This is a genomic window from Moorena sp., from assembly GCF_982860115.1.
The window spans coordinates 1-20,700 of sequence record NZ_CEYLVT010000048.1; the positions used below are offsets into that span (position 1 = coordinate 1).

15 protein-coding genes are annotated in these 20,700 nt (G+C 44.3%); 8 read left to right on the forward strand and 7 right to left on the reverse strand.

The annotated features are described in order from the left end of the window. The first annotated feature begins 295 nt into the window (after positions 1-295). From AC4II3_RS10825 to AC4II3_RS10835, 3 genes are all read left to right on the forward strand, one after another. Positions 296-1,006, forward strand: a complete 711-nt coding sequence (locus AC4II3_RS10825; RefSeq protein WP_488013012.1) for an ABC transporter ATP-binding protein — start codon at positions 296-298, stop codon at positions 1,004-1,006. Between the two features lie 27 nt (positions 1,007-1,033). Further along, positions 1,034-3,400, forward strand: coding sequence for an ABC transporter permease (locus AC4II3_RS10830; RefSeq protein WP_488013014.1), 2,367 nt, complete (start codon positions 1,034-1,036; stop codon positions 3,398-3,400). Positions 3,401-3,593: 193 nt separating this feature from the next. After that, positions 3,594-5,012: an efflux RND transporter periplasmic adaptor subunit gene (locus AC4II3_RS10835; RefSeq protein WP_488013015.1), complete on the forward strand. Its 1,419-nt coding sequence runs from the start codon at positions 3,594-3,596 to the stop codon at positions 5,010-5,012. A gap of 410 nt (positions 5,013-5,422) precedes the next feature. On the opposite strand, the gene AC4II3_RS10840 is transcribed toward AC4II3_RS10835, so the two are convergent. Further along, complete coding sequence (locus tag AC4II3_RS10840) at positions 5,423-5,797, reverse strand: c-type cytochrome (RefSeq protein WP_488013017.1); 375 nt, start codon at positions 5,795-5,797, stop codon at positions 5,423-5,425. A gap of 454 nt (positions 5,798-6,251) precedes the next feature. On the opposite strand from AC4II3_RS10840, the gene petG reads away from it, so the two are divergent. Beyond that, positions 6,252-6,365: a cytochrome b6-f complex subunit V gene (gene petG, locus AC4II3_RS10845; protein WP_070395274.1), complete on the forward strand. Its 114-nt coding sequence runs from the start codon at positions 6,252-6,254 to the stop codon at positions 6,363-6,365. A gap of 50 nt (positions 6,366-6,415) precedes the next feature. Here petG and rsmD read toward each other — a convergent pair whose 3' ends face one another. After that, positions 6,416-6,955 carry a 16S rRNA (guanine(966)-N(2))-methyltransferase RsmD gene (gene rsmD / locus AC4II3_RS10850; protein WP_488013019.1) on the reverse strand — a complete coding sequence of 180 codons (540 nt, stop codon included), beginning with the start codon at positions 6,953-6,955 and terminating at the stop codon, positions 6,416-6,418. 73 nt (positions 6,956-7,028) lie between these two features. Next, the gene (hisH, locus tag AC4II3_RS10855) at positions 7,029-7,685 is read right to left on the reverse strand and encodes an imidazole glycerol phosphate synthase subunit HisH (protein ID WP_488013021.1); all 657 of its coding nucleotides are present in this window, start codon (positions 7,683-7,685) and stop codon (positions 7,029-7,031) included. A gap of 61 nt (positions 7,686-7,746) precedes the next feature. Between hisH and AC4II3_RS10860 the strand changes: the two genes are divergently transcribed. Beyond that, positions 7,747-8,256 carry a pyroglutamyl-peptidase I family protein gene (locus AC4II3_RS10860; protein ID WP_488013023.1) on the forward strand — a complete coding sequence of 170 codons (510 nt, stop codon included), beginning with the start codon at positions 7,747-7,749 and terminating at the stop codon, positions 8,254-8,256. A 750-nt stretch (positions 8,257-9,006) separates the two neighbouring features. Here AC4II3_RS10860 and ylqF read toward each other — a convergent pair. Further along, entirely contained in the window at positions 9,007-9,888 is an 882-nt protein-coding gene (gene ylqF, locus AC4II3_RS10865) for a ribosome biogenesis GTPase YlqF (protein ID WP_488013025.1), read from the reverse strand. Between the two features lie 120 nt (positions 9,889-10,008). Continuing rightward, a complete protein-coding gene (locus AC4II3_RS10870) occupies positions 10,009-10,425 on the reverse strand; it encodes a universal stress protein (protein ID WP_488013027.1) in 417 nt (138 codons plus the stop codon). Positions 10,426-10,616: 191 nt separating this feature from the next. Here AC4II3_RS10870 and AC4II3_RS10875 point away from each other — a divergent pair, with 191 nt between their 5' ends. Beyond that, complete coding sequence (locus AC4II3_RS10875; protein ID WP_488013029.1) at positions 10,617-11,822, forward strand: phosphoglycerate kinase; 1,206 nt, start codon at positions 10,617-10,619, stop codon at positions 11,820-11,822. 280 nt (positions 11,823-12,102) lie between these two features. Here AC4II3_RS10875 and AC4II3_RS10880 read toward each other — a convergent pair whose 3' ends face one another. After that, positions 12,103-16,314 (reverse strand): DUF2157 domain-containing protein, encoded by a 4,212-nt coding sequence (locus tag AC4II3_RS10880; RefSeq protein WP_488029289.1) that lies wholly within the window; start codon positions 16,312-16,314, stop codon positions 12,103-12,105. Between the two features lie 281 nt (positions 16,315-16,595). On the opposite strand from AC4II3_RS10880, the gene AC4II3_RS10885 reads away from it, so the two are divergent. Together AC4II3_RS10885 and nblS are read left to right on the forward strand one after the other, a co-directional pair. Beyond that, positions 16,596-17,894 carry an MFS transporter gene (locus AC4II3_RS10885; RefSeq protein ID WP_488009622.1) on the forward strand — a complete coding sequence of 433 codons (1,299 nt, stop codon included), beginning with the start codon at positions 16,596-16,598 and terminating at the stop codon, positions 17,892-17,894. 345 nt (positions 17,895-18,239) lie between these two features. Further along, positions 18,240-20,249 carry a two-component system sensor histidine kinase NblS gene (gene nblS / locus AC4II3_RS10890; protein WP_488009624.1) on the forward strand — a complete coding sequence of 670 codons (2,010 nt, stop codon included), beginning with the start codon at positions 18,240-18,242 and terminating at the stop codon, positions 20,247-20,249. Between the two features lie 70 nt (positions 20,250-20,319). Here nblS and AC4II3_RS10895 read toward each other — a convergent pair whose 3' ends face one another. Next, on the reverse strand, positions 20,320-20,691 hold the full coding sequence (locus tag AC4II3_RS10895) for a hypothetical protein (RefSeq protein WP_488009626.1): 372 nt from the start codon (positions 20,689-20,691) through the stop codon (positions 20,320-20,322). Positions 20,692-20,700 lie beyond the last annotated feature (9 nt).

The window sequence follows — 20,700 nt, forward strand, 5'->3', positions numbered from 1 at the left end:
GAATCGGGAATCGGGAATCGGGAATCGGGAATCGGGAATCGGGAATCGGGAATAGGAGACAATAATTATCACAAGTTATTTAGGATTTATATCTAGTCATTACTCTTGAAATAATTAATCATAAGTTATAGCCATTTGCAGATAAATATTTTAATTATGAAAATGATACCCAAAAAATGGCAATAATAAATAACTTAGTTTGAATGCTAAATACTCTATTATCTGTTCCCTATTCCCTGTTCCCTGTTCCCTAAAAACTTATAAATATTTACTTAAGAAAGTCGCCAACCGCTCTATGAACAATGAACCTATTTTCCAAGTGCGTGACGTGACTAAAACCTATCAGATGGGGGAGGTAAATGTTCAGGCACTAAAATCAGTTACTATTGACCTCTATGGAGGAGAATTTGTAGTATTGCTTGGTCCGTCTGGAAGTGGCAAGTCCACTCTGCTGAATATTCTCGGAGGACTTGATGTTCCCTCCTTCGGACAAGTCAAATTCTATAATCGTGATCTATCAAGTGCTGATGATCGTGCTCTTACCCGGTTCCGTCGGGAGTGCGTGGGTTTTGTGTTCCAATTCTATAATTTGATTCCCAGCTTGACGGCTCAGGAAAATGTTGCTCTGGTGACGGAAATTGCTCCTCGTCCGATGCGTCCTCGGGAAGCTTTGGGACTAGTAGGACTAGACCATCGTCTTAACCATTTTCCGGCTCAATTATCTGGGGGTGAACAACAACGGGTTGCGATCGCTCGTGCTATTGCCAAACGTCCTCAAGTGCTCCTATGTGATGAACCAACCGGAGCGTTAGACTTTCAGACCGGTAAGCTAGTATTGAATGTATTGGAGCGAGTGAATCAGGAGTTGGGAACAACTACTGCTGTAATTACTCACAATGCTGGAATTGCGGCTATGGCAGATCGGGTGATTACCATGCGTAGTGGTGAGATTATTACTGTACATGGTAATCAGACTAAGATTGCTCCTGAAAATTTAGAGTGGTAACTCAACCATTGAGTACATTAAATTTTCATGAATTCCCTAGACCGTAAACTCTTACGTGACCTATGGCAATTACGAGGTCAGGTGATAGCGATCGCATTAGTAGTAACCTGTGGCATTGCTAGCTTCGTCCTAGCCAGGAGTGCCTATACCTCTTTGCGACTAACCCAAGACACATATTACAACCGCTACCATTTTGCCCAAGTTTTCGCTTCCCTCAAACGCGCTCCAGAACGCCTCAAAGCCCAAATTGCTGCTATTCCCGGTATTGCCCAAACCCAAACTCGGATTGTGGTTGATGTCACCCTTGATGTGGCTGGTTTAACAGAACCAGCCACAGGAAGACTAATCTCAATTCCTGAGCGTCGTATTTCCATACTCAACGACTTATTTATTCGTCAGGGTCGCTATATTGAACCAGGACGAGGAGATGAAGTACTCGTCAGTGAAGCATTCGCCCAAGCCAATCAACTCAACTTGGGTGATACCATGGGTGCCATAATTAATGGACGCTGGGAAAAATTGCGAATAGTAGGTATTGCCCTATCACCAGAATACGTTTATGAAGTGCGAGGTGCTGGAGAAATCTTCCCAGATAATCGGCGATTTGGAGTGGTTTGGATAGGTCGGGAAGCCTTGGGTAAAGCCTTTGACCTTGATGGTGCCTTTAACGATGTCAGCCTTTCCTTAAGTCCAGGGGCTCAAGAAAGGGAAATTATTAGCCGTTTGGATCGATTACTGGAACGCTACGGTGGGTTAGGTGCTTATGGAAGGCAAGATCAGTTATCCCATCAGATTTTAGCAGATGAACTCAGCAGTTTGGAAGTCTCTGCTACGTTTATGCCTTCGATTTTTTTAGCGATCGCATCTTTCCTACTGCATGTTGTCCTCTCTCGCCTAATCGGAACCCAACGCGAGCAAATTGCTGTGCTCAAAGCCTTTGGTTACAGTAACCTAACCATCGGTATCCATTATCTTAAATTTGTCCTTGCCATTGTCACTGTCGGAGGTATCCTTGGCACCCTAGTTGGTCTTTGGCTGGGCAATGTACTAACCCAAGCTTATGCTGAATTTTATCGCTTTCCCCTACTACGCTATGACGTCAGCTCAGACTTAGTCGCGACCGCAATCATAGTCAGCTTTAGCGCAGCAGCAATTGGTGGACTAATGGCGGTACGTCGGGCAATTTCCCTTCCTCCAGCCCAAGCCATGCGTCCCGAACCCCCAGCTGAATTCAAACCTACCATTATTGAACGGCTAGGTCTACAGCAGTTTTTCTCCCCTGCCGGTCGCATTATCCTACGTAATATGGAACGCAAGCCCATCCAAGCCTTCCTATCCATTATGGGAATAGCTGTTGCTGTCGCAATTCTCTTGACTGGGTTTTACATGGAAGATGCACTGACATACCTGATGGATTTTCAATTCCGCCAAGTGCAACGGGAAGATCTCACCATTATCTTTAATCAACCCCGTCCCGCACGTACCCGTTACGAAATCACTCACTTACCAGGAGTGATTCGTTCCGAACCTTTCCGCATCGTACCAGTACGTTTACGCTTTGACCATCATACCTATCGCAGTGCTTTAACTGGAATCGACCCAGCCGGAGAATTCCGCCGTCTGCTAGACAAGAATTGGTACACTGTGCATCTACCCGCAGACGGAGTTGTCATGACTACCAAACTAGCTGAAATTCTAGGTGTTACTCCTGGAGATACCCTAACCGTGGAAGTCCTGGAAGGAAGCCGTCCCGTGCGTCAAATTCCTGTAGTCGGCTTGGTGGATGAACTCCTCGGTGTCTCAGCATATATGGATATCCATGCCCTCAACCGACTGATGCGAGAAGGACAAACTATTTCTGGTGCTTACCTCTCTGTTGATCCTCACCTTGCTAGTCAGCTTTACTATCGCCTCAAACGTCTACCGGCTATTACCGGTATTACCACCCGTGAAGCTAGCCTGGAAAGCTTTGAGGAAATTAGTGCTAAACCTCTGCAAGTCTTCACAGCAGTACTAGTAATTTTTGCCTGCATTATTACCTTTAGCGTAGTCTACAACTCAGCACGGATTGCCCTATCAGAAAGAAGACGAGAATTAGCCAGTCTCAGGATTATGGGATTCACTCGTGCTGAAATTGCCTTTATTCTCCTAGGTGAACAAGTTATTCTTACCCTACTCGCCCTTCCTATTGGTTTTGGACTCGGATACGGTTTAGCTGCTTTAATGTCTGTTGCCTATAATTCTGAACTTTACCGTTTTCCCTTAATTATTACTAAAGATACCTATGGTTTTACATTTGTTATCGTAATAGTAGCAGCATTATGTTCTGGGTTAATTATCCGTAGACAGCTGAATCGTCTGGACTTAATCGCTGTTTTGAAAACCAGGGAATAAGCATCCATATCGTTATAGTTAGGTTAGTGTGGAGCCTTCTGAGTCCTTTGTATTCAGCTTAGTTTGCATGTTGTGACTAACAGAAGCTATGGAACAATAAAAAAGTACTAAATTAAATATTAATTAGTAATTAAATAGTAGTAATTAAATACTGTTGCGATCGCACAATCCATTCCGCGATTTTAGACACTTCATGAAGCACCTTCCTCAACGGCTAACTTACCTTATGGTTGGAGTTGGCATCATCACAGTAGTTGTCCTAGCATTTCGTCCTGCACCGATTCGGGTTGATCTAGCCGAAGTTAAACGCAGTAGTTTGCAAGTAACAGTGGATGGAGAGGGAAAGACCCGTATCCGCTCCCGCTTCGTAGTTTCAGCTCCTGTTGCCGGTCGGCTGGCGAGGATAAAACTAGATGAAGGAGATAAAATTAAACAAGGCGCAATCATTGCCCAAATTGACCGCCTTCCTCTAGATTCAGACGTGCGAGAAGCTCAAGCACGGCTAAGGCAATGGCAAGCAGAGCGTGATGGGGTAGCAACCAAGCGACCAAAACCAGAAGCTTTATTCCAGGCTCAAGCCCGCATCCGGTCAGCAGCAGCCCAACAGCAAGAAGCTCAAGCTCGGGTTCAGCAAGCATTAGCAGCACTAGAGCAAGCAAAACGCGATCGCCAACGCTCCCAACAGTTACACATTGATGGCGCAATATCTCGTAAAGAGCTCGAAACAGCTCAATTGCTAGAAACTACCCGCCAGAGGGAATTAGAAGCAGCGCAACGGGAAGTGGATAGTGTGGCCGCTGAAGTAGTAGCCGCCAAAGAAGCCCGTGCCATTCTAATTGCCGAACAGCGAGACCCTGACTATTTACTTGATGTCTACAATGCTCGCATTGCCAGTGTTCAAGCCGAACTTGCTAAGCTAGCTGATGAAGCAGCCCGTGCTGAAATCTACTCCCCCATTGATGGTTATGTGCTACGAGTCAATGAGGAAAGTGCTCGATATGTACAAGCCGGAACCCCCCTGTTGGAACTAGGGAATCCTGCCGACCTAGAGATTGTCGTTGATTTGCTTTCTACTGATGCGGTCAAAGTCAAGCCAGGAGCAAAAATGTTCATTGAACATTGGGGGGGAGAGCGCACCCTAAACGCTCAGGTGAAGTACGTCGAACCCTCAGGTTTTACTAAAATTTCAGCTCTTGGGGTAGAAGAACAGCGAGTGAATGCGATCGCTAATTTTGTAGATTCCCCAATTCCTCTAGGTGATCGCTACCGAGTAGAAACACGGATTGTAGTTTGGGAAAGCTCAGATGTGCTAGTCGTTCCCTTAAGTGCCATTTTCCGCTGCAACTCACAACAAAATAGGGATGATTTGTCTGTCTCTGGAACAAGGAAAACACAGGGAAGTAACCAATTTTCATATCATCAAGGGAGTATCAACTTCCAGACCTGGTGTACCTTTGTGGTGGAAAACAACCAAGCGAAGAAACGTCAGATTATAATTAGTCAGCGCAGTAATCTTGAAGCAGTGATTGAACAAGGACTTCGAGAAGGAGAAATAGTGATCTTGCATCCCACTGAGCAAATTCAGGAAGGAAAACAAGTTGCACCCCGTTGACTAGCTATCGTTTCACTAGTTACTATGTATAACTTTGATTTGAGATGTAAAACTGAATTGATAGCAAAAGCGATGGGCCTTGGTGAATTCAGGTATAATTTAAAATTACCGTACGCTAAATCACAAACCAATCAGCAACGCGACAAATGCTATAAGTCGTCAATTAAAATTTAACGGGCATATTTTTTCTTCAACGCTCTTTATCAACCTTGGCCTTTGGCCACGCTACGCGAACAACCTTAGCCTTAAGGCCGTAGGCCACGCTGCGCGAACGGCCACGCTACGCGAACAACCTACCCTACACCTGACGCCAAGGGCGAACAACCTTGGCCTTTGGCCACGCTACTCGAACAACCTTTAACCTTCAACCTTCAACCTTTAACCTTCAACCTTCAACCTTTAACCTTTAGTTACAATTGTTCCAGGTAACTTAACAGGTCTGCCATATCTCTAGTCTGAGGTTGAAACTTAGGCATTGGTGGTGTTCTACCACTGATCACTTGCTGAATCAGGCTGACGTCAGACTTTCTCTTAGAGATACTCAGTAGACTTGGTCCTACATTGCCATCCCCGTTGCCTCCATGACACCCAGCACAGTTGATTTGAAAAATAGCATTACCTCGGACTGGATCACCGTTCAGGGACAAAACCTTTTGTACATAAGGATCGGAATCCTGCATCATGGTAATTCCGATCAGGCTAAGACTTATAGCAAGCAAAGCCACTAGTACTATCAAGGTGACTCGCCGCACTAGAACTCTAGGTTGGACAAGCTGGTTTTCCAATGGGTCTCCTGTCAAGTTGACTATCGATAAAGCGCTTGTAATCTGGATAAAACTGAACCATTGATTAAGTTATGTTAAGCAATGATAAGTGAATACTTAGACTAAGTATTATTTTTGTTTATAAACATAGCTTAAAATTTATGGAGTCATTAATCAAGATCTTGTGGTGTATTTGTATTATATGCTACACTATTTAGTCACCATGTACCTGATACTAGCGGAATAGATCAAAAGTATACATTTTGGTATATAAGTTGGGCTATAGGAAAAAGTACTCAACCCAAGTCAGGGCTAAGGTCATGACCTTAGACCCTCCTGAGTGTGACTGAGCAATCTCAACCCATGGAACTCAGGATGGTTAGTAAATAACTGTTTGACCACCAACAGCACCCTAAGGTTGATCAGACCTAGTAATATGAGAAACAGGTAAAAAAACTTAATTAGGAGACTTAGTGTGGTAGAACCGTTGCTTGTTGGGATTGTCCTTGGCTTAATACCTGTTACTCTATTGGGGTTATTTTTTGCTGCCTATATGCAATACCAACGGGGTAACCAACTTGGGGGTTAGTTTTTACTTCCCAGAGCTGATCAACCCCTGACCATTACCAAACCCCTGACCTAAACCAATGGGCAATAGAAGGTCAAGGCAGTATTGCCATAGACCTTCTGGCGACAAATTTCTAAATTGGGGATTGGTTGTGGTTGCCAGTAGTTAGAGCTATGCTCAACAGCTAACTCACCATGGCTATCGAGGAGCTGGTATTGAGCGATCGCATCTAACACTGGCTGGTACAAATCACTAGCGTAGGGGGGGTCAAAATAAATGTGGTCAAACTGCTGAGGAGCCAAGGTTTTCAATCGCCTGACCACATCCCCCTGCAACACCCGAAATTCTTGCTGCGGCTGAGCCATCTGTTGCCAGTTTTGACGAATAATTGAGCAAGCTTTTGCCCATTTGTCAATCCCTACCACCAACACAGCTCCCCGACACAGAGCCTCAGCACCCATTGAACCACTACCAGCACATAAATCCAGCCATCGGCAATTCTCTACACTGCCTTGCCAAATATTAAATACTGCCTCCCGCACCCGTGCTGGTGTCGGGCGGGTAATTTGTCCTGGCAAAGTTTTCAGTTGACGATTGCCGTAAATTCTCATCCAAACACAGGACAGTGGGGAGGGTGCTGATTAAATCAGTAGTAGTAGCAGAATTTTACAAGAAGAATAATTTTCAGCCTTTGGTGACAAGTGTACGATCATGGCAGTAACTCTTGACCTGAGCCACGAAATTAGACAAAATTTGCAGTCCTGTAGTAGAAGACTTTTCCGGGTGAAACTGTACTGCTACGACATTATTGTAAGCGATCGCAGCCGTCACGGTTTGACTCCCATGAGTAGTAGTTGCGGCTCGAATCCCAGGGTCAACTGGGTCAACATAATAAGAATGGACAAAATAGACTCGGGGATTGCCCGATAAATGCTGCCAAAGGGGACAATCTAGTTGAGTAAACTCTAGCTGGTTCCAACCCATATGGGGAATCGTAATACTTGGTTCTCGACGAAAGCGGCGCACTGTGCCAGGCACAATCCCTAATCCAGGTTCTGTGCCTTCTTCACTAGCCTCAAACAGAATGTGTAAACCTATACAAATACCTAAAAAAGGTTTACCGCTGGCAATGGCTTGTTTAATCGGTTGCTCCAGGTTACGCGATCGCAAATGTTGTATCGCTGGGTCAAACGCCCCCACTCCCGGTAGTACCACCGCATCCGCCTGTTCTATATCTGCTGCTAAATCTGTCACTAAGGTAGTTGCACCAGCTTTCTGTAACCCTTTACAGGCAGAGTGCAGGTTCCCCATGTCGTAGTCTACAACCGCAATTACTGGCATTAACCTGCTTTCCCTTACATTGAAACATTGAAGCTATTTTTATTTTAATTGGTTATCTTGGATGAACAAAAAAATCCTCCTGACATCCTTTCAAACCTGGCTACCGGATCAGGTATCTAACTCCTCCGATGATTTATTAGGGAAAATTGCTCAAACCACTGATTTATCTGCTTCCCTGATTTTTCTCAGACAGTTGCCCGTCGATATTGCCCAAGCTAGTGCTCAGGTAATTGCCACAATTGATCAAATACAACCCGATCGGATTCTTTGTTGTGGCATGGCTTGTAAGCGGCACAAATTAACCGTCGAATCCTGTGCTACTCGTGAAGATGCCTGCCTTGAAACCCCAGTGAACTTAGAACAACTAGTAGCTGCCTTGAGTGAATGTGAGATTAGTCATGATGCTGGTAAATTTGTCTGCGAGGGACTCTATTACGAAGTCTTAAAGTATCTTGGAGACCATCACCTCAATACTTCTTGTATCTTTGTTCATGTGCCTGTGCTGAATCGAGACAATTTGCCTGGTATCTTGGCTGATTTTAGGATAATTTTGGAACAAATGGCACAATAGACCTCGCTGCTGTTGTTGGCAACTTCGGATCGGGGAACTTCCGATCAGCGGACAATAATTGAGAAAAACAGTATATGAAAAGCGATGCAGCAAGGTAGCGCTGTTAAAGGGAGCCACTGGGATCTTGAGGAGGCAGCGCCTTCATGCGGGGGTCTCCCCCATGAGCGACTGCCGTGGCTCCCCCAATTCGCGACTGCATCAAGACAATACTTTCGCAATAGGTCTAATCTTGAAAACCGTCAACCGTCAACAAATACAAACTTTAGTTAAGAAATCTTGAGGCTTATAGCAGTATCTATTAATACAGGTAAACAGAGCTTACGCAATTCAGCCATCGACACACTACCTGTAGGGGTTAAAGGGTAACTGTTAACACTACCTGTAGAGTTCTTGCGTAAGCTCTGCATCAGCTGTTTCGGTGCTCAATACTGATTATAGGACTGATTGAAAAACTTTTCCCTCGGCAATATTACTGAAGTTGATTACGCGAATTAGCTCAAGTCATCTGTATCAAGTGAGGATTAGCTCCTAAATTCCCTTACTGGCTTAAGTTCTGGTATTTCTTTCTCAAGAAATATTGACAATATTGGTTCAATCAGACTATGGTAGATACCTTTATAGATAAAGATATCCACAGGGAACTCAGCCTCCGGCTGTACGACTCGGGCTGTGCGACGCCCACTAGCTAGTATTCAACTAGTCGGCTTGCTAAGTAATTGTATTTGTGTAGATGCTGTAGATGCGAAGGAATTACATTGGTGGTACTAGTGGTAGTACTTCTGGTGGTACTTCCAATGCAATTGTTCCGAGTAAACCCTTGCGAAAATCCCCCAATAGTTGCCGCGCTGTACGTTCGATGTTTCCCTGATAGCGATAGTCGGCTAGACCATGTAAGTAATCTTCAGCGGTCAATGGGTTTGGGTCTAGTTGGTACCGCTTTTCTAAAGAAGACTTTAATAAAAGAGTGTACTCCTTCATATTATCTAAATCTTTCAGGAATGCAACCAGTGCTGTTGCTACCCGTTGGTTGTCGTAAGATGCTTCACCAATGTCATCACAGATAGCTAACTTGAGGGCCTGCTGCTGATTGTTTAACTTGGCAGGAATAACACCAGGAGCATCAAGTAGTTCAAGTTGGTCAGAAATACGTATCCAACGCAATTGGCGTGTCACACCCGGACGACGAGCACTCTCTACCACACGACGTCCCAAAAGTCGATTAATTAAAGCAGATTTACCGACATTGGGAAATCCAATCACCACAGCTCGGACAGGACGAGGTCGCATTCCCCGTGAGCGCCTACGTTGATTGATTTCCTCCCCAGCTGTCTGGGCTGCTTTAGCCACAGCGCGGATACCCTTACCCTGTTGAGCATTAGTGAAATAGGGGATATCCCCTTGCTGTTGAAACCACGATTCCCAAAGTTGGCGCATCCTTGGCTCAATCATATCCACCCGATTGATCACTAACACCCGAGTTTTATTACCCACCCACTGGTCGGTTTGAGGATGATGGGTAGAGAGGGGAATCCGAGCATCCCGCACCTCTAGTACCACATCCACTCGCTTCAACTGTTCCTTGAGTTCTCGCTCGGCTTTGGCAATGTGTCCGGGATACCACTGGATTGTCATGAGTCATTAGCTATTAGTCATTAGTCATTGGTCATTAGTCATTGGTCATTCGTTAATTGAAAATTGACCATTGACAATTAACAAGCCAGCAATTCTATTAGACCAATGACTAATCACAAATTAGGGAACAATCAAAACTGGGCAAGGGGACAAATTAATCACTCGATCGGCCACGCTATTAGCTATACCTTCATCTGTCAAGCCTAGCCCCCTAGAGCCCATGACAATTAAATTTGCCCCAATTTCGTCAGCCACATCGCAGATCACGAAGGCAGGCTTTCCTTCCCGCTCCAGGGTTTTGGCTTCAATGCCTTCCTGAGCAAATAGTGCTTTGGCACCGTTAAGCAGTTCTGTTACTGCTTCAGGGGATGTCATTGCCTCGGGAGCAGCAGCTGTACCCTGGCCAGGGTCAGCTTTTTCAACCACTGACAGCAGATATAGATTGCTGCCGTACTTTTGCACTATGTTCCCAACAACCTCAGCAGCTTCACGGCTTTCTCGACTTGAGTCAATGGGAAATACAACGGTATTGAACATATCACAGATTTCCTCCAGGATCCGGACTCCGGTAAAATGTGAACGGTCTTAACAAAAGAATACCTTTTGTCCTGGTCATTCAGCTGGTGATTTACCAGTTAATGTACAGCGAACTCTCTGAGGTCAAATCATCCGGCAAGACGGCTGATAGTCAGGGATTAGCAGGCAATAGCAATTAGGAGATTAATACTGTGTCCAAGAAAAGTGTAGCCAATTTAAGTGAATCAGATTTAGCCGGAAAAACGGTATTGGTCAGAGCAGACCTGAATGTACCCCTGGATGACAATGGCACCATCACCGATGATACTCGCATTCGTGCTGCTTTACCCACTGTTCAAGATTTACTTAAGAAAGGGGCAAAGGTAATTCTGTGTAGCCACTTGGGACGACCCAAGGGACAAGTGAAGGAAAGCTTGCGTCTAACCCCCGTTGCTAACCGTCTTTCGGAACTGCTGGGTCAAACAGTCACCATGTGTAAAGACTGTGTTGGGGACGAGGTCGCTGCCCAAGTTGGTGCTTTGGAAAATGGTCAGGTGGCTTTACTGGAAAATCTCCGCTTCCACGCTGGAGAGGAAAAGAATGACCCAGAATTCACCAAACAGTTGGCATCCCTTGCTGATTTGTATGTCAATGATGCCTTTGGAACAGCCCACCGGGCTCATGCCTCTACTGAGGGAGTCACCCATTACCTGAGTCCTTCTGTAGCTGGGTACTTGATAGAGAAGGAACTGCAGTATTTACAAAATGCTGTAGAAAATCCCGAAAAGCCTCTAGCTGCAATTATTGGCGGCTCTAAGGTTTCCAGTAAGATTGGGGTGATTGACACTCTACTGGAGAAGGTGGATAAACTGCTAATTGGCGGTGGGATGATTTTTACCTTCTACAAGTCCCGTGGTATGAGTGTGGGTAAGTCCCTGGTGGAAGACGATAAGCTGGATTTGGCGAAATCTTTAGAAGCTAAGGCAAAAGAGCGTGGTGTACAATTGCTGTTGCCCACCGATGTGGTCATCGCAGATAATTTTGCCCCTGATGCTAATTCCCAGACTGTCAGTATTGAAGCTATTCCCGATGGCTGGATGGGTTTGGATATTGGTCCAGATTCTGTCAAGGTGTTTCAGGATGCTTTAGCAGATTGCAAAACTGTGATCTGGAATGGTCCGATGGGAGTGTTTGAGTTTGATAAGTTCGCTAAGGGCACAGAAGCGATCGCAAACTCTATGGCTGAGCTGACCAAGACAGGTGCATCTACCATCATTGGTGGTGGTGACTCAGTAGCTGCCGTGGAAAAAGTTGGTGTTGCTGACCAAATGAGCCACATTTCCACCGGTGGTGGTGCCAGCCTTGAGTTACTCGAAGGTAAGGTTCTACCTGGAATTGCTGCTTTAAATGATGCCTAACTATTTTTTAAAGCATTGTTTTAAATCATAGTTTTAAATAGGGAGATAGTCTTGCTTTCTCCCTATTTACCATTGTCTTGATGGTTAAATTTTTCGGTTTACGATCAATCAGCATTGGTTTTTATAATCTATTTTGAAATCCAAGATTGGGACTAAGGGCGAAAAAGTAATCAAAAACAGAGCATGGCGTAAACGTTACCATCAGTGATTTTTTGGTAAACCTCATGCAGCATTGCTCCTACAACCTTAAACCTGCAACCTGCAACCTTAAACCTTAAAGCTATTCCCAACCTTTTAATTGATTCATCCAAGCTGTAATTTGATCACGGCGAGTTTCAAAGGTAGCGGCAATCCAGATAAACCCAATTCCCACAAACAGCGCTACCACCCATTTAGAAAATGGATAATCAACGCTAAAAATCAGTAGTTGGTAGATCGCATTAATTAAAAATGTTCCAGTACCGACATAAAGAAATGCTCTTATTTTCATCGCCAATCCAGCAAAAATTAGCACTACACTAATTGCCCCAGTTAATAACCCAAGCCATTGAGCAGTCCAAAAGGAAACCAAACAAATCATACTAGTCCCGATTAACCGGAGATTGTGACGTATTTGTTTTTGGGGGGGTTGGCTTAGATAGGGATCGACTTGGGCAATATACAGTAACGACAAACTCAAGGGGAGAACATACCAAAGAGCAGCAGTTAATTGTAGTTGTCCAAACCAACGGAGCAACATCCAGTCAATTACTATTACACTGATAAAGGTAAACCGAATTTGCTGATTAACAATAGCGAGAATACTATAGAAAGCTGCGATAATCAGCAAACTAGCTAAATTACCGCTATAGGGATTTTCGCCAATGGCAATCAAGGGGATTAAAAAAGCAGCAATTTGCCAAGGACGTTTCGACCAACCCCAATTTTCCCAAGGTAGGAAATACAAAAAGTAAGCGACTAAGGATGCGATCGCACCTTTCCAAGGCACTAATGGTCCCGATAACAGATGCGCCACAGGGGTATTTATCCAATACAGCCGCATCCCCCATGCTTCAGCAAAACCTAAATAAACCCAGATTTCTCCAAGCAAGGGATTCGACCGATTCCGTCCTTGAGAAATAGCATAGATAACTAAAAACGCGCCAGTACTAAATCCCAGCATCATAGCGGATTCAATGGGCTCAGTTGTTGCTGCTATTAACAAACAACTACTCCATACCCAATGGAGATGGGAAATAACCTTTAGTTCTTTGGGGGTAAAATGTAGATATCTTTTCAGCCAAGGAGACAATACCCGATAGGCGTACATGATACTAGTGCCAAGCACGGCCATTATAATCAATCCATCCCCTTTTGCTCCTCCTCCTAATTGGGATAATTGATAGAACAACAGTTGATAGGCAGAAACCGATATCCCAAATAGAGCAAGGTAAATTAGAGGTTTAAATTCTGCACGGCGACGCCCTACCCCAATCGCAATTATTGCTAGGGCAAAAGACAATAAACCTGTCCAATTGGTAAAGTTTCCCCAACTTAAGAGCGGTCCTAAGCTACCGTATAGCAGGGGAATAATATGCCAGCTACTAGGTAGTTTGTCGAGATTAGATCGGCGTCGCCACCAATCTCCTAACAATTGAGCAATTAGTCCTAATATTATATTGGCAATGGCTAAATTGATCAGTGAATGCTCAAATAAGCCCAGCGCTTCTGTTAAGCCCAGCGCTTCTGTAGTTAACAGTTCCACACTCCAACCAATCCCATAAATAGCCCAGTTGGATGGATAAGGAAAACTGCGATAGGCGATCGCTCCTAAGGTCACTGCATTTACAATGAGCATAAACCATGTTGGTGACCCAAACCCAATGTAGACTATCAGAGAATAACAAGTCAGCAGAATTAGCTGAAAAATAAACAGTGCGATCGCCCACCCATCCATTGCTTGTGCATAGAGTTTTGGGAGGTTAGATGGTTTAAGGTTAGATGGTTTAAGGTTAGATGGTTGTTCGCGTAGCGTGGCCTTTTGGCCAAGGTTAGATGGTTGGAGGTTAGATGGTTGTTCGCGTAGCGTGGCCTTTTGGCCAAGGTTAGATGGTTGTTCGCGTAGCGTGGCCTTTTGGCCAAGGTTGGCTTGTTGATTTGAAGTTTTTAATTGTGATTGGTTATCCTGTATCTTGCTAACACGAAGTAACCAGCTTCGCGATAACCATAAGGTGAAAATAGCGATCGCTCCCACAACAAACCAATCTTGTCCGGACAGTTGGGGAAACCCAAGGATGCCATCCCAAAGCAGGAATCCGATTAAGCTGATGCCGCATCCTACGGTAATTGCTGCTGATGTTAATTGCTTTAAATAGCGGGTATTAACCAACATCAGTGCTGTAGCGGATGCTAAACTGATTAACCTAATTCCTGGTATTCCTAGGATCAGCAATTGGGATAGGATGACAGCAACTACACTCAACTGGATTACAAACTTGTCTTGAGGGGGTTGCCAACTGCGATAACCACGTGCTAATCCAGTCAGAGATAATGGAGTGATTAGCCACAACAGACCCCATGCTCTCTGGTAACTATCTGGGTTAACGTCGTAGGGACTATAGTTGGCACACAATAATATATAACTCAGACCAGCTAAACTTAAACCCAAGTGCCAAGCACTCTCTCGCCAGATCTTGACATAGTCAGAAGTCGCGGGAATCTTTAAACTTAAGCTCCATTCTGCTACCATCAGGGCTAATAAAATTGCTGAAAAGCCGCCGAAATGTAGGTTGGGAAAGAGATAGTTAATGGCACTGATAACGGTTGCGATCGCACTACTGTGGGTTAGGTAGACCCTTAAGCGCAGATGATGCTTAATGCCTAACCTACTCCGTCGCTGAGTCACAATCCCTAAAGTGATAGCAGAATTAATACCATTAATCGTGAGTAACAGGGGATTGGAAAAACACAGAGTAGTCAGATTAACTCCTATTCCTAGAGCAATGACTTCTGCAAATTCTGCCAGATCATGTTTTTTGCGCTGATATAACCAATCTGCTAACCCAACAATTAAAACCAGATAGGGAAACAGTACTAAACTCAACAATACATAGGGAGTTTCTTGGGAATGGGTTAACGTAGTTGCTGTTTCCAGTAGCCAGGTTTGTATTGATGGCGGAATCAATCGCCATGCAAGCCAAACCATCTGTAAGCCAATGGCTAATATGGCGGCTAAATCGGAACGTCGCCAAAATTTTAGTAAACGATTGACAAATAACCACACCCCCAGCCCACTGACAATCATGGCTTGCCAAGGAAACTCAGCTGCTACAGAAACTAGCCAACCCAGCACCAGCAAGCTACCCCCTAACCAAATCATAGGGAGACGAGGAGACGGGGAGACGGGGAGAGATGGTGCCTGAGGCTTTTGGTATAGCCAGTAGAGAAACCAACCACACATCCCGATAGCTAACCCCAGTTGTTCAATATCGACACCTATGACAAAAATGGCTCTAAATAGCAGGATGCCGATGCCATAAACTACGATGCGGAAGCCAGCAACATCAAAAATAAACGCTGAATTTTGCTTTCTCGATTCTATATATAAGGTAGCGATGGTGCTACCGATGCCCAAATAAACTGCTCCTATGGGAAATCCTGGGATACCCCAAGCCCAATTTAGGTAACTCAGACCTAAATAATTAATAATCGGTAAGGGAAATGATTGTTGTTGTCGTAATCGTAAAAATCCGTTCCCGTAGCCGCGACCTAAGAGTATCGAACTTAGTACTATGGCACTTAGTACCACTGTCGCCACCGCTACCACTAGCCAATTTAAGGGATGACGCCACAAGCCAAAGCCATCCATTGCCCAAAAATTGACTGGGATGAGCAACAGAGTTACAACTCGCAAGGTCTGAGCTGTTAACGGTAAATTCCCTTGTTTCGTTGTCCAAGCACTAATCCCCCAAAAGCTCAAGGTATAGGCCAGCAATACTCCATACTGTCCAGCAGCTGGGAAATTGTCCCATTGACTAGCAGCCAGTACCCCAGAGGATACCACCACCATAAACATACCCAGAAACAGCAACCACCGGACACTGAATTCTGCTTGAAGGGATTGCCACATTTGAGCAATCGAGTTGGGTTTCTTCGGTTTGGGTGTCTCCGGAGCAAAGTCATTACTAGCTAAGGGTGACACTAGTTGACGCCCTGGTTTCGGGACTGGTAGAGCAGAAACCTTTGGAGTTACACTAGGTTCTGGTAAAGCACAGGTGAGATGTTCTCGACACAACCGTTTAACAAAGGTTTCCTGAAGCAAACCCAAACGTAACCAAGCATCTAATCCTTCTAAAAGGGCGGGATGGGATGCTTTAGTTTTAAATATGATGTCGATGCTAGTCTCAGAGAGTAAACCTAACTCTTGCCATAAGGCTAAAGCTTCCAACAGTTTAGACTGAGAAGTATTGGTTTTGAGGGCAATAGTGATAGGACCCTGCCGTGACGATGACATAGGCAATATTCCTAGTTAATTAGGAATGCAAGGGGGGCTGATTTAGGATACAGATACTTACTATTGTCCACTAAAAAGCCGGAACCTTGCTAGATACCACATTCCACCCCGTCAACTGTCACAATAGAATCTTTTGGTTGGCAGCTATGACCCTATTAAGCCTTGATGATCAGCACTATTGCACTTCTTGATCAATAGTCGTTAGCATAATGCTTCCTGATTGATTATTGCGATTACCCTATACTATTTACTTAGATGTAAAGAATTGTAAATGCTGCTCAATGGCTCAACCCCTCAACCTTTTAACCTTACGGAAATTGCTCAATAAATTATTATCTTTTATCCCAGCATTAAGGCAAGAGATTTGGATTCTGGCAACCGGTCGATTGTTATTGCACATCGGTCAAGGGTTTACTTTAGTTTATGCCTCGATTTTTTTTGTTAATCAGATTGGTTTATCCGCCACCCAAGTTGGAATTGCTCTAGGAAGTGCTTCAATTTCTGGAGTATTAGGACGCTTGATATCAGGGACTTTGGCTGATTCCAAGTTTTGGGGACGCAAGAAAACTTTGCTACTCTCGGCAGCCGTTTCTGCTCTAGCAAGCCTTTGTTTAGCGTTTACCTATAATTTTCAAACTCTGGTTATTGCTAACTTACTGATGGGTTTAGGGATTGGTCTATATTGGCCGCCTACTGAGGCAGTGGTTACCGATCTAACCACTCCTATTCAGCGTAATGAAGCCTTTTCAGTGACTCGTTTAGCTGATAGCTTAGGACTAGGATTGGGAGTCATTGGGGCAGGGCAGTTAATTGCTGCTTCTGGGAATTACCGTACTTTATTTGTGCTAAAAAGTATTTTTTATGTGATTTTCTTCGTTGTCATTTATTTAGCGATCGCAGAAACAAATAACGTTCAAGAGGTGCCTCAATCCCCTACCCAATCCTGGAAACAAGCACTAAGCGATCGCTTTTTGATGATTTGGTTACTAGGGAATACTCTCTTCACTACCTATGATGCTCAACTCAATAGCATTATGCCCCTCTATTTTGCCAATTTTGTTCCAGGAGGAGGAACAGAAACCGGATTAGCTCCAGAAACGATTAGTCTTCTTTTCTTCTGGCATGTCACCTTTAGTGCCATTTTCCAACTACCTGTTGCCCGCTTTCTCAACCATTTTAAACGCACCAATATCTTGATGGTTTCTTTACTGCTGTGGTGTGGAGGATTTGTGTTAGTGTGGCTCACAGGAGTTGTTTCTAAGCTAGCAGTTATTCCAGCACTTTGTGCTTTATTACTCTTAGCCTTGGCTAAGGTAATTTATATCCCTTCTGCCTCTTCTTTGGTAGGGGATTTAGCTCCACAATCGTTGCGAGGAGTTTACTTTTCCCTTGAATCTCAGTGTTGGGCAGTAGGTTACTTTATTGGACCATCTTTAGGAGGTTGGGCATTGGACCAATCTCCAGAATTTAGCAGTGGTTTTTGGTTAGTGACTGCTAGCAGTGTGGGCTTAGGTCTTGGGATTTTGTCCTATCTGGGCAAGAAGAGTCATGAGGTCTTAGGTGTTAGGCATCAGGCTTGAGGCTAATGGCGTTAAGTTTTATGTTACATAATTGAGTAAGTAAGCAGCATAATTATGTCTTTAAACAGCAAAAAAAAGAAATAATACTTTATTAATGAAGTTTAAAACTTTAATAGTGAAGCAGTAAGCATCATATTGCTTGGGTTAGGATTAGGCTTGATGTCCTAAAACCCGACACCTAACACCTATCACCTAACCCCTATCATCTTTATTTTCCACTCAAGAGGTAAGCTTTTCTGGCTTTATAATTGGAGGATAGCCAAAAGTAGATGCTTTGCCACAATCAAAGCATCTACCTTTGGAAGGAGTGTTGTTGTCTTCCCTGTTGAGAGAGTTGAACCGACCTTGCTAGCTTTGCTAAAAACCCTTATCGACATTATCAGGCGTTGGTGGTCGGAGTTTACCCTCCAGACCAAGCTAATGGCAGCAGCAACTCTGGTTGTCTCATTGCTCATGAGTGGCTTGACCTTCTGGGCGGTGAATACGATTCAGCAGGATGCTAGGATGAACGACACTCGCTTTGGTCGTGATCTCGGTCTCTTGCTGGCTGCCAACGTTGAACCTCATGTTGCGGCAAATAATTTCGACGAACTAGCTCGCTTTTCCAGCCGCTTCTACAGTAGTACCTCCAGTGTCCGTTACATTCTCTATGCTGACGAGGATGGGGAAATAATTTTTGGTATTCCTTTCTCCGCAGCAGAAGTAAAGAATTCTTTAACCATTAAGCGTCGGATTGAGCTACCCGAGGGCTACGCCAAAAACTCTGATCAGCCCATGGCACGGCAGCACCTGACTCCTGATGGTCAAGTCACTGATGTGTTTGTTCCCTTAATTGACGAAAACAAATACTTAGGGGTTTTAGCTGTGGGGATTAACCCTAACCCTACGGTGGTGGTTTCCTCCAATTTAACCAGAGATGTGACTATTGCTGTGTTTATCTCGATCTGGGTGATGGTGATTTTAGGTGCAGTGGGCAACGCCTTGAATATCACTAAGCCCATTAAAGAACTACTAGTAGGGGTGAGAAATATTGCTGCTGGTAATTTCAAGCAGCGGATTGAGATGCCTTCGGGAGTAGAACTGAGGGAATTGGTGTCTAGCTTCAATGACATGGCAGAGCGTTTAGAACGCTATGAGGAGCAAAATATTGAAGAACTTACTGCAGAAAAAGCTAAGTTAGAGACTCTAGTTTCCACAATTGCTGATGGTGCTGTACTGATTGATACCAATTTTCAGGTAATGTTAGTCAACCCGACAGCACGGCGGATTTTTGGTTGGGAGGAGGAAGACATTGTCGGTAAAAATGTCTTATACCATCTTCCTGATGTGGTCACAATGGAACTAACACGACCGCTTTATCAAATGGCTACAGCGGAGAGACAGACAGAAACAGAACGGGAATCCCGCGAAGGTGAAGAGTTTCGTATTACTCTGACCAAACCGGTCTCTCGTACAGTTCGCATTCTTTTAAGTAAGGTACTTAACCAATCCCGGGAAAATATTAAGGGAATTGCTATCACTGTTCAGGATATCACCCGTGAGGTGGAACTTAATCAAGCAAAAAGCAATTTCATCAGCAATGTTTCCCACGAACTCAGAACACCTCTATTTAACATTAAATCATTTATCGAAACCCTCCACGACTACGGGGAAGAACTTAGCGAAGCTGAACGCAAGGAGTTTCTTGACACGGCTAATCGGGAAACTGACCGACTAACCCGTCTAGTTAACGATGTCCTAGATTTATCACGGCTGGAATCTTGTCGAATTTATCAACTTGAACCCTTTGACATTGTTCGACCTATAGAGCAAACCCTGCGCACTTATCAGCTCAACGCTCGTGACCAAACTATTGAACTGGCTCAGGAGATTGAACCAGATTTACCACCAGTTATGGGTCACTACGATTTGTTGCTCCAAGTCTTGGCTAATTTAGTGGGCAACTCCTTGAAATTCACTCAGCCTGGTGGACGAGTGGTAATTCGTGCTTATCAATTAGAACCAGAACTTAATCCCAAAGAAGGAAAAGGCAGGGTGCGAATTGAAATCTCTGATACGGGAATTGGCATTGCTCCAGAAGACCAAAAGGCGATTTTTGACCGATTTTTCCGGGTAGAAAACCGAGTTCATACCCTGGAAGGGACGGGATTAGGGCTTTCAATTGTCAGAAACATTATCGAAAGACATCATAGCCGAGTAAACTTAGTTAGTGAAGTGGGAGTTGGGACAACATTCTGGTTTGATTTAGAGGTGTATGAAGAACAAAAAATAACGGTTCAAGAACATTTGCAAGTAGACACATCACAGACAACACCAACCGACTCAGCGACTGCTAGTAATCTGTCAATTTCGTAGTGCTTAGTACTATCACGTTTAGTCGATTCAATTTTGACCGAGTACTAGTTTGACAGAATACTAGTTGACCTTAACTATTTGCCATCAGGGCTAGCAAAAAGCTAGCAGCGATTAATACCAATAGACCTAGTAAGGCTGGGTTTCTTTGACACCAGAGCCTGACGGATTCAAGTAAGCCACGCTGGGGATTATAAATCTGCTCAGGCTCTGAGGTACTTTCGGAACTATCCTCGTAAAGGGTACACTCCTTAGCATAGGGACGTTGGGGAAAGGTACAGGTATCATCAGCATGATAGGTACAGGTTTCACACAAGGGTGTATCTCCTGTGGTTTGGTGTAAGGTAATCCCCGGATGACCATAGGCTTTAAGGATTGCTCCACAATGGGGACAGGTAATCACCTTGCTATTGATAGGTTGATGGCATTTGGGACAATTGGTCATTAGTCATTA